This is a genomic window from Aeromicrobium duanguangcaii, from assembly GCF_024508295.1.
Lineage (GTDB): Bacteria > Actinomycetota > Actinomycetes > Propionibacteriales > Nocardioidaceae > Aeromicrobium > Aeromicrobium duanguangcaii.
Genome location: NZ_CP101990.1, coordinates 2,667,433 through 2,680,585, shown reverse-complemented (window position 1 = coordinate 2,680,585; position 13,153 = coordinate 2,667,433). Strand labels below are relative to the sequence as shown.

Annotated in this window: 13 protein-coding genes and 1 tRNA gene; 6 read left to right on the top strand and 8 right to left on the bottom strand. The window is 71.7% G+C overall.

All coding sequences use genetic code 11. From position 1 onward, the window contains the following. The first annotated feature begins 23 nt into the window (after positions 1-23). The gene (locus tag NP095_RS13220; RefSeq protein WP_232419225.1) at positions 24-806 is read left to right on the top strand and encodes a hypothetical protein; all 783 of its coding nucleotides are present in this window, start codon (positions 24-26) and stop codon (positions 804-806) included. Between the two features lie 36 nt (positions 807-842). Further along, positions 843-918 (top strand) — tRNA-Thr (locus NP095_RS13215). A gap of 7 nt (positions 919-925) precedes the next feature. Here the strand turns inward: NP095_RS13215 and NP095_RS13210 are convergent. Continuing rightward, positions 926-1,858 (bottom strand): MBL fold metallo-hydrolase, encoded by a 933-nt coding sequence (locus tag NP095_RS13210; RefSeq protein WP_232419226.1) that lies wholly within the window; start codon positions 1,856-1,858, stop codon positions 926-928. A 120-nt stretch (positions 1,859-1,978) separates the two neighbouring features. Here NP095_RS13210 and NP095_RS13205 point away from each other — a divergent pair, with 120 nt between their 5' ends. The 3 genes from NP095_RS13205 to purU are packed head-to-tail and all read left to right on the top strand — an operon-like array spanning position 1,979 to position 4,066. Further along, a complete protein-coding gene (locus NP095_RS13205) occupies positions 1,979-2,782 on the top strand; it encodes a class I SAM-dependent methyltransferase (RefSeq protein WP_232419227.1) in 804 nt (267 codons plus the stop codon). A 32-nt stretch (positions 2,783-2,814) separates the two neighbouring features. Further along, positions 2,815-3,150 carry a cupin domain-containing protein gene (locus NP095_RS13200; protein ID WP_232419228.1) on the top strand — a complete coding sequence of 112 codons (336 nt, stop codon included), beginning with the start codon at positions 2,815-2,817 and terminating at the stop codon, positions 3,148-3,150. Between the two features lie 49 nt (positions 3,151-3,199). Next, the gene (purU, locus tag NP095_RS13195) at positions 3,200-4,066 is read left to right on the top strand and encodes a formyltetrahydrofolate deformylase (protein ID WP_232419229.1); all 867 of its coding nucleotides are present in this window, start codon (positions 3,200-3,202) and stop codon (positions 4,064-4,066) included. A 12-nt stretch (positions 4,067-4,078) separates the two neighbouring features. Here purU and NP095_RS13190 read toward each other — a convergent pair whose 3' ends face one another. Genes NP095_RS13190 through NP095_RS13180 form a run of 3 tightly spaced genes read right to left on the bottom strand, consistent with a single transcriptional unit; the run spans position 4,079 to position 7,071 of the window. Continuing rightward, positions 4,079-5,245, bottom strand: a complete 1,167-nt coding sequence (locus NP095_RS13190; protein ID WP_232419230.1) for an AI-2E family transporter — start codon at positions 5,243-5,245, stop codon at positions 4,079-4,081. A gap of 9 nt (positions 5,246-5,254) precedes the next feature. Continuing rightward, entirely contained in the window at positions 5,255-5,929 is a 675-nt protein-coding gene (locus NP095_RS13185) for a uracil-DNA glycosylase (protein ID WP_232419231.1), read from the bottom strand. Continuing rightward, a complete protein-coding gene (locus NP095_RS13180) occupies positions 5,926-7,071 on the bottom strand; it encodes an MFS transporter (protein ID WP_232419232.1) in 1,146 nt (381 codons plus the stop codon). The genes NP095_RS13185 and NP095_RS13180 overlap by 4 nt, the downstream gene beginning before the upstream one ends. A gap of 121 nt (positions 7,072-7,192) precedes the next feature. Here NP095_RS13180 and NP095_RS13175 point away from each other — a divergent pair, with 121 nt between their 5' ends. Further along, positions 7,193-8,389 (top strand): MFS transporter, encoded by a 1,197-nt coding sequence (locus tag NP095_RS13175; RefSeq protein WP_232419233.1) that lies wholly within the window; start codon positions 7,193-7,195, stop codon positions 8,387-8,389. Between the two features lies 1 nt (position 8,390). On the opposite strand, the gene NP095_RS13170 is transcribed toward NP095_RS13175, so the two are convergent. Genes NP095_RS13170 through NP095_RS13155 form a run of 4 tightly spaced genes read right to left on the bottom strand, consistent with a single transcriptional unit; the run spans position 8,391 to position 13,140 of the window. After that, complete coding sequence (locus tag NP095_RS13170; RefSeq protein ID WP_232419234.1) at positions 8,391-8,978, bottom strand: GNAT family N-acetyltransferase; 588 nt, start codon at positions 8,976-8,978, stop codon at positions 8,391-8,393. Positions 8,979-9,012: 34 nt separating this feature from the next. Next, positions 9,013-10,422, bottom strand: a complete 1,410-nt coding sequence (locus NP095_RS13165) for a pyridoxal phosphate-dependent decarboxylase family protein (RefSeq protein WP_232419235.1) — start codon at positions 10,420-10,422, stop codon at positions 9,013-9,015. After that, positions 10,412-11,725 (bottom strand): MFS transporter, encoded by a 1,314-nt coding sequence (locus tag NP095_RS13160; protein WP_232419236.1) that lies wholly within the window; start codon positions 11,723-11,725, stop codon positions 10,412-10,414. Before NP095_RS13160 ends, NP095_RS13165 begins: the two co-directional genes overlap by 11 nt. Further along, positions 11,722-13,140: an alpha,alpha-trehalose-phosphate synthase (UDP-forming) gene (locus tag NP095_RS13155; protein ID WP_232419237.1), complete on the bottom strand. Its 1,419-nt coding sequence runs from the start codon at positions 13,138-13,140 to the stop codon at positions 11,722-11,724. Before NP095_RS13155 ends, NP095_RS13160 begins: the two co-directional genes overlap by 4 nt. Positions 13,141-13,153: the final 13 nt, after the last annotated feature.

Sequence of the window (13,153 nt, the reverse complement as noted above, 5' to 3'; positions counted from 1 at the left end):
GGGCCAGTATGCATACTGGTCGGGTGCGTCGACCGGTCCTGCTGCTCGTGTTGGTGTCCTTCGTGCTGGCCGCGTGCACGTGGGGGTCGGACGACTCCGATCGCGGTGACGCGCCTGAGCCCCAGCCGACCCCGACGACGTCGATCTCGTTCGACGACCTCGGGGTCGCGAACTGGCCCTCGCCCGACGAGGCGCGGTTCCCCGACCCGCCCGCGCGGCCGGAGTGGCTGCCGGCCGAGGAGTACGCGCGGATGGTCGCGGCCGTGCGGACCTGGGCGGTCCAGGCGGTGGCGTCCCCCGATGAGGTCGGTGCCGGACTGCCCGATGAGCTGGCCGCCATGATCGACGATGCCGGCGAGGACGACGAGGTGGCCTCGGCCCTCGCGAAGGGCAACGTGCTCGATCCCGGTCTCGAGGTGCTGGCGACGGGCCTGACCGGTGCGTGGACCCTGTCGGACGACGGTGAGTCGATGAACCTCGCCCTGCAGACTCGCGCCGCCTACGAGGTCAGGATCCCGGACGGGCCGGTGCGTGTGATCGGCGTGCTGCGGACCCAGGGCATCATCGCCGGCGCCGACTCGCCGGAGTGGGGCACGATCATGGGCTGGCAGGAGTTCGGCGCGGCGGACTGCGCCATCGCCCTGGACGGCTTCCTCACCGCCGGTGGCGACGCCGACGACCAGCAGTCCGACCTCGCCACCTTCACCAAGATCGGCAACGGCGACGAGGCGATCACGCCGGAGCTTCCCGACGACCAGCTCGTCGACGAGGACTTCAAGCGCCGGTGTGAGGCCGGACGAGTCTGAGTCTCGCTAGGATGAGCCGGGCGGCACGCCCGCCACGCCCCTGTAGCTCAGTCGGTAGAGCGCTTCTCTTGTAAAGAAGATGTCGCGGGTTCGAATCCTGTCGGGGGCTCCAGCAGGCGTCAGTCGCGCCAGGGATCTTCGCGTCGCCACAGCGTCGGCAGGTGCAACCGCACCCCGTCGCGCTCGGCCAGCTCGCGCAGGACCCGCACCGTCACGTCGAGGTCGTCACCTGCGTACGGCAGCGCCCGCAGCGGCTCGGTGAGCGGGCGGAAGAAGTCGTCCCAGTGCGTCATCACCACGCATCGCGCGCCCACGGCGGAGACCGTGTGCCGCCAGTACTGCTCGATGTAGTCCCGGCTCAGCACGCCGAGCTGGCCGACGCCGAGGTACACCACGTCGGCGCGGGTGTCGTCGAGCGCGCCGGGCACGAACCCGGCGCTGCCCTGGACGAGCGTGGACCCGGTGGCGGGGTGCTCGACCAGCAGCGACCACGCCTCGCCGCAGCGGTACGCCTTCGCGCGCGCGGGCGTGCGCAGGGGCTCGTCGATGGTTCCGGGGAACCGGTCCGGCGGGCAGTGCGCCGACGGCACCGCCGTGACCGTCCACGGGCCGTACGCCGTCGGTGTGGACGGCGTCAGGACCCGGGTCTGATCGGGGTCGAGATCCGCGCCACGGCCGACCTGCAGGGTGGAGGCGCCTCCGACGAGGAGAGCCCCCGTGCGCCGCGCGACCTCGGCGGAGTCCAGCACGTGGTCGAAGTGGCTGTGGACCGGCAGGACCGCCTCGACGCGCGGTGCCGTCGGCCCGAGCAGGCCGAGTCGCTCGAGGGCCGCGTCGATTCGCTCGGGCACGGGCGCGATCCGGCCCAGGCCCACCTTCACCAGTGACGGCCGCGAGAAGAACCCGTCGATCAGCAGGGCCGACTCGCCGTCGTCGAACGCCAGGGTCGACACCCCGGCGAAGGTCACCGAGGGCGTGCCCGGAGCCGCAGCGGGGACGTCCAAGAGACTCGCGTGGTCGGACAGGTCCGGGCGACCGAGCTTGATGCGCATGGACGCACCCTAGGGCGCGCCGGGGGCCGCCGCCGGGAGCCGTGGAATCTCGCTGTCTGGGGGGTGGGCAGTCGACGTCCGCGCGGTTAGGGTGGGCCGCACCGACCACGAGGGGGCCCCGTGCCGCAGATCGAGCACCGCGTCGAACTGGATGCGAACCTGACCAACCCGGACTTCTCCGGGATCGTCCTCACCGACGAGGAGATCGCCGCAGGGGCGCACCGCGAGTTCGTCGGGGGAGTCTGGGACTCCCACGGCCAGCGCCAGCTGGACTTCCTGATCTCACAGGGCCTGCAGCCGCACCACAAGCTGATGGACGTCGGCTGCGGCTCGTTCCGGGCCGGCCGCCACTTCATCGACTACCTCGACGCCGGGAACTACTACGGCATCGACGCCAACCACTCGGTGATGCAGGCCGGCTACGACAACGAGCTCACCGACGAGCAGCGCGCCAAGCTGCCGATCGAGAACCTGCGGGCCAACGATCGCTTCGACACCGACTTCGGCGTGAAGTTCGACTACGCGATCGCCAACTCGGTCTTCACCCACGTCTCGCTGAACCACATCCGGCTGTGCATGTATCGGCTCGACAAGGTCATGGCGCCCGGCGGCTCCTTCTACGCCACGTACTTCGTCCGCAAGAACTCCGTCCCGATCGACGCGGTCAAGCCGATCAAGCGCCGCAACAAGGGCTACTTCACCGAGAAGAACAACTACGTCTACTACCGCGAGGACCTGCGCTGGGCGGCGAAGTGGGGCGACTGGTCGTACGAGTTCATCGGCGACTGGGGCCATCCGGCGAAGCAGCAGATGGCGAGGTACACCCAGCTCACGCCCGAGCAGATCGAGCAGCAGCGGGTGGCCCGCGAGAAGGCCGCCAACCCCGGCCGCCTGCGCCGGATCGCGCGGCGCATCCTCGGCTGACGCCACCCCCACGAGCGGCTACGGTTCGAAGCATGGAGTCCACGCACCTACAGTCCCTCGGAGCCGATCTGCTCGACCAGGCACGTGCCTCGCGTGCGGGTCGCACCGCGACGGCGCTGCACCCGGGTCGCCACCATCACCTGCGCCAGACCGTGATCGCCCTGGCGGCCGACCACCGGCTCGACGAGCACGAGGCCCCGGCGGAGGCGACGCTGCAGGTGCTCACCGGGTCGGTGCGCCTCACCGCGGGCGAGGAGTCCTGGGAGGGCTCGACCGGCGACCTGTTGGTGATCCCCGACCATCGCCACGATCTGCTGGCTCTCGAGGACGCCGTCGTCCTGCTGACCACGCTCGTCGACCCGACCTGACGGGGAGGTCCGATCAGCCTGCGGCGGCGCACCTGAGACGATGCAGTCCATGAACGTCCCCGAGCCGCACAGCGACTTCATCCTGACCTTCGCCTGCCCCGACCGGGTGGGCATCGTGGCGGCGATCGCCTCGACGCTGGCGCAGGACGGCTGGACGATCACCGAGAGCCAGCAGTACGCCGACCCCGACACCCGTCGCTTCTTCATGCGGGTGCGCTTCGCCGCCGAACGCGAGGTTCTGCTGGAGCAGATGCGGGCGGTGCTCGCGCCGGTGCTCGAGCCGTTCGAGATGGACTGGGACCTGCACGACGCGACCGCCCCGCTGCGGGTCGTGGTGATGGTCTCCAAGCAGGGACACGTCCTGAACAACCTGCTGTTCCACACCCGTCAGGGCCAGCTGCCGATCGAGATCGTGGCCGTCGTGTCGAACCACCCCGACTGGCGTGACGTCGTCGAGTGGCACGGCATCGAGTTCCACCAGATCCGCGTCACGCCCGAGACCAAGCGCGAGACCGAGCAGTTCGTCCTGGACCTGATGGATCGCACGCAGGCCGAGGCCCTGATCCTGGCTCGCTACATGCAGATCCTGACCGACCAGATGTGCCGCGACGTGCACGGCCGCGCCATCAACATCCACCACTCGCTGCTGCCGAGCTTCAAGGGCGCGCGGCCCTATGAGCAGGCGCACCGGCACGGGGTCAAGGTCATCGGCGCCACGGCGCACTACGTCACGGCCGACCTCGACGAGGGCCCGATCATCGAGCAGGACTTCCGCCGCGTCGACCACCGCTCCTCGGCCGCGGAGCTGGCGGCGATGGGCCAGGACCTCGAGGCCCGTGCTCTCGTGCACGCCGTCCGGGCGCACGCCGAGCACCGCGTGCTGCTCAACGGGATGAAGACGGTCGTCTTCGACTGACCGCCGGGTCGCTCAGACCTGGCGGCCCGTCCCCGCCTCGGGATCGTCCGCCGGGTCGGCGGAGGGCGTCGTCGAGGTGAGGGCCACGGGGTCGCCGCCGGCGGTCAGCGCCGCGTCGATCCGCTCGTTGGCGTAGCGCAGGATCTCGGCGACGGTGGCGGTGACGGGCACCGCCAGGAACGCTCCGGTGATGCCGAACATCGAACCGCCCGCGGTGACGGCCATCAGGACGATCGCCGGGTGCAGGTTCATGCTCTTGCCCTGCAGCATCGGCGACAGGACGTTGCCCTCGAGCTGCTGCACGGCGACGATCACGGCCAGGATGATCAGGGCGTCCTGCGGCGAGTTCGTGACGAGGGTGACCAGCACGGCGATCGCGCCACTGGCGAAGGCACCCACGATCGGGATGAACCCGCCGATGAAGGTGATGAGCGCCAGCGGCACCCACAGCGGCTGGCCGACGATGAGCAGCGCGCCGCCGATCAGGACGGCGTCGATCAGCGAGACGAGAGCCTGGGTGCGGATGAAGCCGCCCAGGGTGTTCCATGCGCGGTAGAGCAGCTCGCGCAGGTGGCCGCCGACCCGGTGGCCGCCGAGGCGCTCCACGAAGGGCAGGAAGCGGTGGCCGTCCTTGATGAACAGGAAGGTCAGGATCAGCACCAGGACGGTGTTGACGACGACGTTCGTGGCGACGCCGATCGTGGACAGGACGCCGCTGCCGATGTCGCCGGCGCTGTTGCGCAGCCAGTCCTCGATCGAATCGAGCGCGTTGCTGATCTGGTTCGACTCCACGGGCAGGGGGCCGTTGAGGAGCCAGTCCTGCACCTCGCCGACACCCTTCGCGGCGCGGTCGGCGATCTGGGGCGCCTCGTCGATCAGCTGCGGGATGAGGATCGAGAAGAGGAATCCGAGCGCGGCCAGGAAGGCCAGCAGCACCAGTCCCGCCGCGGCGGCGGCCGGCACCCCGCGGTCGCGCAGCGCCTTGGCCGGCGGGCCGAGGACGGTGGCGAACAGGATCGCCAGGGCGACCGGGAACCAGATCACCCAGGTGTGGCCGACGGCCCAGCCGAGGACGTAGAAGGCGGCCGCGATCACGACGAGGCGGATGCCCCACCGCTGGACCACGCCGAAGCCTTGGTCGATGATGACGGCCCGGTCGCGAATGCGTGTCTCGCTCACGCCGCCACCCTAGCCGGGGAGGCGCCAATCGACCGGCTGTGCACCCTGATCGCGGAGCGCGTCGTCGGCACGGCTGAACGGGCGCGAGCCGAAGAACCCGCGCGAGGCGGACAAGGGGCTGGGGTGCGGCGACTCGATTCTGGGGACGTCGCCCAGCCGCGGCGCCAGCGCCTGGGCGTCACGCCCCCACAGGATCGCCACGAGCGGGCCGCCGCGTTCGACCAGGGCGGCGATGGCCCGATCGGTGATCGGCTCCCAGCCCTTGCCCCGATGACTCGCCGCCTCGCCCGGCCGGACGGTCAGCGCGCGGTTGAGCAGCATGACCCCCTGATCGGACCAGGCCGAGAGGTCGCCGTGGGCCGCCGGCTCGATGCCGAGGTCGGCCTGCAGCTCGGTGTAGATGTTGACCAGGCTGCGCGGCAGCGGCCGCACGTCGGGCCGGACCGAGAAGGACAGACCCATCGCGTGTCCCGGCGTGGGGTAGGGGTCCTGTCCGGTGATCAGCACCCGCACCTGCGCCAGGGGAGTGCGGAAGGCGCGGAAGATCGCGTCCGGCTCGGGCAGGTAGCTGCGCCCCGCGGCGACCTCGGCACGCAGGAACTCGCCCATGGCCGCGATCTGGTCGGCGACGGGCTCCATCGCCTCGGCCCAGTCGGGCGCCATCAGGTGGTCGAGGCTGCTCATCGGTGACTCCCGAGGGCTCGAGGGGCGAGGGCACTGGCCACGAGACACAGCGCGAGGGGGACCAGGAAGGCGGTCGTCAGCGGGACCCAGTGCGTCAGCAGGCCGATGACCGAGGGGCCGCTCAGCAGTGCGACGTAGCCCATGCCCGTGACGCGGGCGATGATCGCGGCGCCGTGACGCGGATCGACGTTGCCTGCGGCCGAGAAGAACTGGGGGACGCAGCCGGCCAGGCCGATGCCGACGACGGCCCAGCCGGCGATGGCGATCGCGGGAACGGGGGCGACGATCGCGATGGCGAGGCCGCACGCGCCCAGGAGCGAGGCCCACCGGACGAACGTCCCGGCGCCCGTCACCGCCACGATCCGGTCCACGACCAGCCGCGAGATGAACATGGTCAGGCTGAACGCGCCGTAGGCGACGGCGGCGAGGGCCTCGGAGGTGCCGAGCTCGTCGCGCAGGTGGACGGTGCTCCAGTCGTACGCCACGCCCTCGGCGAGCATGAGGGCGAAGGCCAGCGCTCCGAGCAGCACGATCTGCAGGGTCCACGGGGGGCGGCCGGGTCGGTCCTCCCGGTCGCGCACGTCGTGGTCGAGCAGGTGGGGTCGCACGGCGGCCACCAGGGCCAGGCCGATGACCGCGAAGACCAGGAAGTCCAGCGGGACGGGCCAGCCGAGCGCCAGCATCCCGCCGCCGAGGACCGACGCGGCCAGTCCGCCGGCCGAGAAGTACGCGTGGAACGACGACATGATCGGCCGGCCGAAGGCACGCTCGACGGTGACCGCCTGCGCGTTCTGGGAGACGTCGACGATGCCGTTCGCGGCGCCCAGGATGCCGAGTCCGGCCGCGAGGGTCCACACGTTCGTCGCCAGGCTGGGCAGGGTGATGGCCAGGCACATCACCAGCAGCGAGACCACCACGGCGCGGGCGCTGCCGGTCCGGTCGACGAAGAAGCCGGCCGCCTGCATCGCGATCCACGCGCAGACGCCCATCCACAGCAGCAGCGTCCCGAGCGTGGCCGCCGAGATGTCGGTGCGGTCCATGATCGCGGGGATGTGGACGATCCAGGCGCCCAGCACGAAACCGTTGGTGAACAGCAGCGCGGACGTGGCCACGCGGGCGCGGGTCAGCGTCGGTTCCACCACGGGCCGAGTCTAGGAGTCACGTCGTGCGGTGCAGGTGGGGCGGGCCCGGTAGCATGGGCTGGTTGTGTCTTCCGCGATCGCTGACTACCGCCGTCTCTGGGGCGCAGCTGGACTCTCGTTCGTGACCGTGGCGTTCCTCGGCCGCATCCCGCTGGCGATGAGCCAGATGGGCGTGCTGCTGCTGGTCGCCCAAGCGACGGGGCGCTACGGCATCGCCGGCGCCACCGCCGGCGCCCTCGCGGTCGCCAACGCCGCCGGCTCCCCGTTCTTCGGCGCGCTCGCCGACCGCATCGGGCAGCGACCGGTCGTCCTGGTCCAGTCGATCTTCGGGTCCCTCGGTCTGGTCTCGATCGTGTTCTTCGCCAACCAAGGGGTCTCCTCGGTCGTCCTCATCGTCGTGGCCGCCCTCACCGGACTGGCCATGCCGCAGGTCGGCCCGCTGGCCCGCGTGCGCTGGCGCCCCGTGCTGGCCCTGCGCGTCAACGAGGGCCGCATCCGCAAGGACGAGGTCGACCGCTTCGTCGACCTGGCGTTCTCCTACGAGGGCGCGGGTGACGAGGCCTCGTTCGTCCTCGGTCCGGCGCTGGTCGGCATCCTCGGTGTCCTCATGGGGGCCGAGGGCGCCCTGCTCGCGGCCGCGGTGCTCTTGCTGGTCTTCGGCACGTCGTTCGCCATGCACCGGACGGCCGCGCTCGTGCCGCGTGGCAGCGAGCACGCGCCGACCCACGGCGTGACGCTGTGGACCAAGGCCTTCGTGGCGCTGGCCGCCGCCGTCTTCCTCATGGGCATGCTCTTCGGCAGCATCCAGTCGGGCACGACGGTGCTGGCCACCGATCAGGGTCACCCCGACGTCGCCGGCCTGATCCACGCCGTCCTGGGCATCGGCAGCGTGATGGCGGCGTTGTCGCTGGCCGCGCTGCCCGCCAGCATCCTCTACGCGACCCGCATGCTGTGGGCGTCCGGAGCGATGGTCGTGCTGGCGCTGCCGCTGCTGTTCGTGCACACCATCCCGCAGCTGGTCGCGGTCATCGCGGTGATGGGCTTCGCCGTGGCGCCGTACTTGATCAGCTCCTTCGCGCTGGCCGGCCTCATCGTCCCGCCGGCGCGCATCGGCACCGCCATGACCTTCATGGCCGGCGCCACGGGGCTGGGCTACGCGACGGGCGCGTCGATCGCCGGTCGCGCCGCCGACGGCGCCTTCGGGGCCGGCGGCCCGACCCCCGCCTTCACCGTCACGATCTCGGCGATGGCGGCGGCCTTCCTGCTCTCCGTGGCCACGCAGAAGATCCTGCGCAACGCCAAGCTCGCCTCGGCCTGACTCAGCGCTCGAGCGCGGCCAGGAGTCGCTTCCGGACCGGCGGCCACTCCTCGTCGAGCATCGAGAACGTCACGGTGTCACGCCACGAGCCGTCGTCGCGCAGCTTGTGCTTGCGCAGGACGCCCTCGCGCTGGGCACCGAGCCGGGCGATCGCGTCCTGCGAGCGCTGGTTGCGGATGTCGGTGTGCCACACGACCCGCACGCAGCCGAACTCGTCGAAGGCGCGCGTCAGCAGCAGCAGCTTCGCCTCGGTGTTCAGCCCGCTGCGCCAGAAGCGCCGCCCGATCCAGGTGTGCCCGATCGCGACGGTCCTCAGCTCGGGGTCGACGTCGTAGAAGCAGGTCATCCCGGCGACCTCGCCCGTGCGCAGGTCGACCTGCGCCCACGGCACGAGCGCGGGATTCGCGAGGGTCCGCTCGATCCGCTGGGCGGCGACGTCCTCGTCCATCGGGTCCCAACCGCGCAGGTGCTCGAAGACGGCGTCGTCGTCGCCCGCGGCGGCGAGACCCTCCGCGTGGTCGACCGTCAGGGCCTCGAGCCGCACGAGCGCTCCGGTCAGGGTCGCGGGGGTCCTCCACGGTTCGGTCACGCGGTCACCCTAGTCATGGCGGTGTCCCGGCGGCTCAGCGCGTGAGACGGTCCAGGAAGGCGACCATGAGCGCCTCGCGCACCCGCGGGGGAGCGACGTCGACCAGCGCGTTGACCGGTCCCAGGCGGTCCGGGACGGCGACCTGACCGTCGCCGCCGGCGAGCCCGGCGAGGGCGAGGAGCCCGTCGAACGCCTCGTCGTCGGGGGTGTCGGGATCGAGGGTCGCCGCGGCCTCCGCCAGGGCGGGGTCGATCCGGACGGGCCCGGCCAGGGCCGCCTCGTCGACGGCCTCGCGCAGGGCCGTGAGGAACTCCGGCACGGAGTCCGCGGTGGCCGCCGAGATCGTGAGGTGCAGGTTCGCCGGCTCGTCGCCGAAGCGCATCTGGGGTTGGACGAACCAGCCACGGTCGAGCATGAGGTCGCTGATCGTGAAGACGTCGACGGCGTCGTCGGTGCCGACCGCGACCAGGGAGGTGTCCGGCCGCTCGACCAGGTGCAGGTGGTCGATGGCCTCGATCCCGTCGGCCAGCGCGCGCGTGCCGGCGAGGGTGTGCTCGACCAGCCCGCGGTACCCGTCGGAGCCGATCAGATTGACGACCGCCCACGCGGCGGCGAGGGGGCCGCCGGACTTGGTGGACTGCATCGTGGAGTTGAGCATCGTGTAGCCGGGCCAGTCGGCGTACGCGAAGAACTGGGGCCGGCGCAGGCCGGCGTCGGCGTGCAGCAGCAGGGACACGCCCTTGGGTGTGTACGCGTACTTGTGCAGGTCGACCGAGAGGCTCGTGACCCCGGGGACCGCGAAGTCCCACGGGGCGGCGTCCGGGGTCCAGGGCAGGATCCAGCCGCCGATGCAGGCGTCGACGTGCAGCCGCAGTCCGCGCGCGCGGGTGACCGCGGCGAGCTCCTCGATCGGGTCGATCACGCCGTGGGCGTAGGACGGTGTCGACGCCGCCACCAGGACGACGCGGTCGCCGAGGGTGTCGATGGCCTCGGTCATCGCGGGGACGTCGGCGCGGTGCTCGGCGCCGACGGGCACGGCGACGAGCTCGACACCGAAGTAGTGCGCCGCCTTGGCGAACGCCGCATGGATCGTGCTGGGCACGACCATCGCGGGTCGCTCGACCCCGGCCGCGTCACGGGCGGTCTGGACCGCCAGCAGGATCGACTCCGTCCCGCCGGAGGTGACGGTGCCGACGACCTCGTCCCCGGCGTGCAGGTGCCGGCGCGCGAACGCCACGAGGTCCGCCTCCATCGACAGCAGGCTGGGGAAGGCCGTGGGGTCCAGCCCGTTCGCCGACGCGTACATGATCAGTGCCTGACGGCCGACCTCGTCGGCAGCGGCGAGGCCCGAGTCGTACACGTAGGCCAGGGTCCGGCCGCCGTGCGTGGGCAGGTCCTGTCGGCGCCGCTCGGCCAGCTCGGCGAGGATCTGGTCAGGCGACATCGGCACTCCTGAGGCGGTCGTCGAGGCGGTATCCCCGCAGCAGCACCAGGCTCAGCACGGTCAGTGCCGCGGGGACGAGGGAGAACCCCACCGCGATCGCCAGGCGTGCGCTGTCGGGCTGGGTGACGGTCTCGTCGCCGGTCGAGGAGACGTAACCCCCCGCCGTCAGCGCCAGGGCGAGGATGCCCGGCCCGAGCGCCAGGCCCAGGGTCTCACCGGCGGTCCACACGCCCGTGAACACGCCGACCCGATTCGCGCCGCTGCGCCGCGCGTCGTCGGCGGCCACGTCGGGCAGCATCGCCATCGGGAAGACCTGGGCGCCGGCGTACCCGATGCCGACGAGGGCCGCGGCGACGTACGTGACGGCGAGCCAGCCGGCGTGGGCGCTGAGGAGAGCGAGCATGCCGGCGATCAGGAAGCCGGTGGCGACGACGTAGCCCGAGCGCTTGCCGCGGGTCGCGGCGTACCGCTCCCACAGCGGGGTGACGAGCAGGGCCGGACCGACGAACGCGACGAAGAGCAGCGTGTTCGCCGCCGCGCTGTCGAGCAGGTGGTCGGAGACGTAGGCGACGCCGGCCAGCACGGTGCCGATGGCCGCGGCCTGCAGGACGAACGTCAGCAGCACGGCGCGGAAGTCCGGGTTGGCGCCGACGAGCCGCAGCTGGTCGGTGAGCGTGCCGGTCGCGGTCTCACCGGGGTGGTCGGGGGCACCGCGGGTGCCCCACCACGAGCCCAGCACGCCGATCGCGATGACGACGCCGACGTACACGCCCATCGCGCCGTGGCCGAGCTCGTCGGCGACGATCGGCGCCGTGGCGCCCGAGACCAGGATCGCCAGCGCCAGGACGACGACGCGCCACGTCATCAGCCGCGTCCGCTCGGTGTAGTCCAGGGTCAGCTCGGCCGGCATCGCGACGTACGGCACCTGGAAGAAGGCGTAGGCGCTCGCGCAGCCGAGGAAGGCCAGCGCCACCCAGGCGGCGCCGAGGGCCTGCGGCTCGGTGGGCCCGGCGAACATGACGGCGAACAGCACGGCCAGCGTCAGGCCGGCACGCACGAGGAAGGGCCGGCGGCGTCCGCCGGGATGTCGTGAGCGGTCGCTGATCCGGCCCGCGATCGGGTTGAGCACGACGTCCCACGCCTTGGGCGCGAAGACCAGCACTCCGGCCAGGGCCGCGCCGACGCCGACCGTGTCGGTCAGGTACGGCAGGAGCAGCAGGCCCGGCACGGTGCCGAACGTGCCCGTCGCGACGCTGCCGAGGGCATAGCCGCGCCGGACCCGCGCCGGGAGCTGCGTCGTCACCCGTCCGAGGGTGCCGGGTCGCGGACCGCCGCGAGCTCATCGAGGAAGGTCTTGGCCCAGCGCTCGATGTCGTTCTCCATGACCTGCTTGCGCAGGGCGCGCATCCGCTTGCGCAGCTCGACGGGGCTGGCTCGCATCGCGTCGAGCAGGGCCTGCTTCATCCCATTGATGTCGTGCGGGTTCACCATGAAGGCCTGCTTGAGCTCACCGGCCGCACCGGCGAACTCGCTCAGGACCAGGGCGCCGCGGTCGTCCCAGCGGGTGGCGAGGTACTCCTTCGCCACGAGGTTCATGCCGTCGCGCAGCGGGGTGACGACCATGACGTCGGCGGCGCGGTACATCGCCGCCATCTCCTCGCGCGGGAACGACGCGTGCAGGTACTGGATCGGCTGCTGGCCGATGCGCCCCATGTCGCCGTTGATCCGCCCGACGAGACGGTTGATGTCGTCGCGCAGGACGCGGTACTGGTGGACCCGCTCGCGCGAGGGGGTCGCGACCTGGACGAACACGGCATCGTCGACGTCGATCACGCCGTCGCTGACGAGCTCGCCGAACGCACGCAGCCGCTGGGGCAGGCCCTTCGTGTAGTCGAGCCGGTCGATGCCGATCAGGACGTGCCGCGGGTTGCCGAGGCTGTCGCGAATCTCCTGGGCCCGGGCGATGACCTCGGGGGTGCGCGAGAGCTGCTCGAACCCGCGCGCGTCGATCGAGATGGGGTAGGCCTTGGCGATGACCTTGCGGCCGTCAGGCAGGAAGACGGTGTCCTTGACGGTGCGGTGACCCACGCGCTGGCGGACCAGCCGGGCGAAGTTCTGGGCGCCGCCGGGCATCTGGAACCCGACCAGGTCGGCGCCGAGCAGGCCCTCGAGGATCTGGCGGCGCCACGGCAGCTGCTGGAACAGCTCGGTCGGCGGGAAGGGGATGTGCAGGAAGAACCCGATCAGCAGGTCGGGTCGCAGCTCGCGCAGCATCTGGGGCACGAGCTGGAGCTGGTAGTCCTGGACCCACACGATCGCGCCGGGGGCGGCCAGCGAGGCGGCCTTCTCGGCGAAACGGCGGTTGACGGTGACGTAGGAGTCCCACCACTCGCGGTGATACTCCGGGGTGACGACGACGTCGTGGTAGAGCGGCCACAGGGTGCCGTTCGAGAAGCCCTCGTAGTACTCCTCGACCTCCTGCTCGGACAGCGGGACCGGCACGAGGCGCAGTCCGTCGTGCACGAACTCGGGCAGGTCCTCGTCGGACGCGCCGTGCCAGCCGATCCAGGCGCCGCCCTTGACCTTCATCACGGGTTCGAGGGCGGTCACGAGACCGCCGGGGGACTTGCGCCACGCCACCTCGCCGTCGGGACCGACGAGGCGGTCCACGGGGAGGCGGTTGGCGATCACGAGGAAGTCGGTCTGCTCGGGCGCCATGGGCCCACCCTAG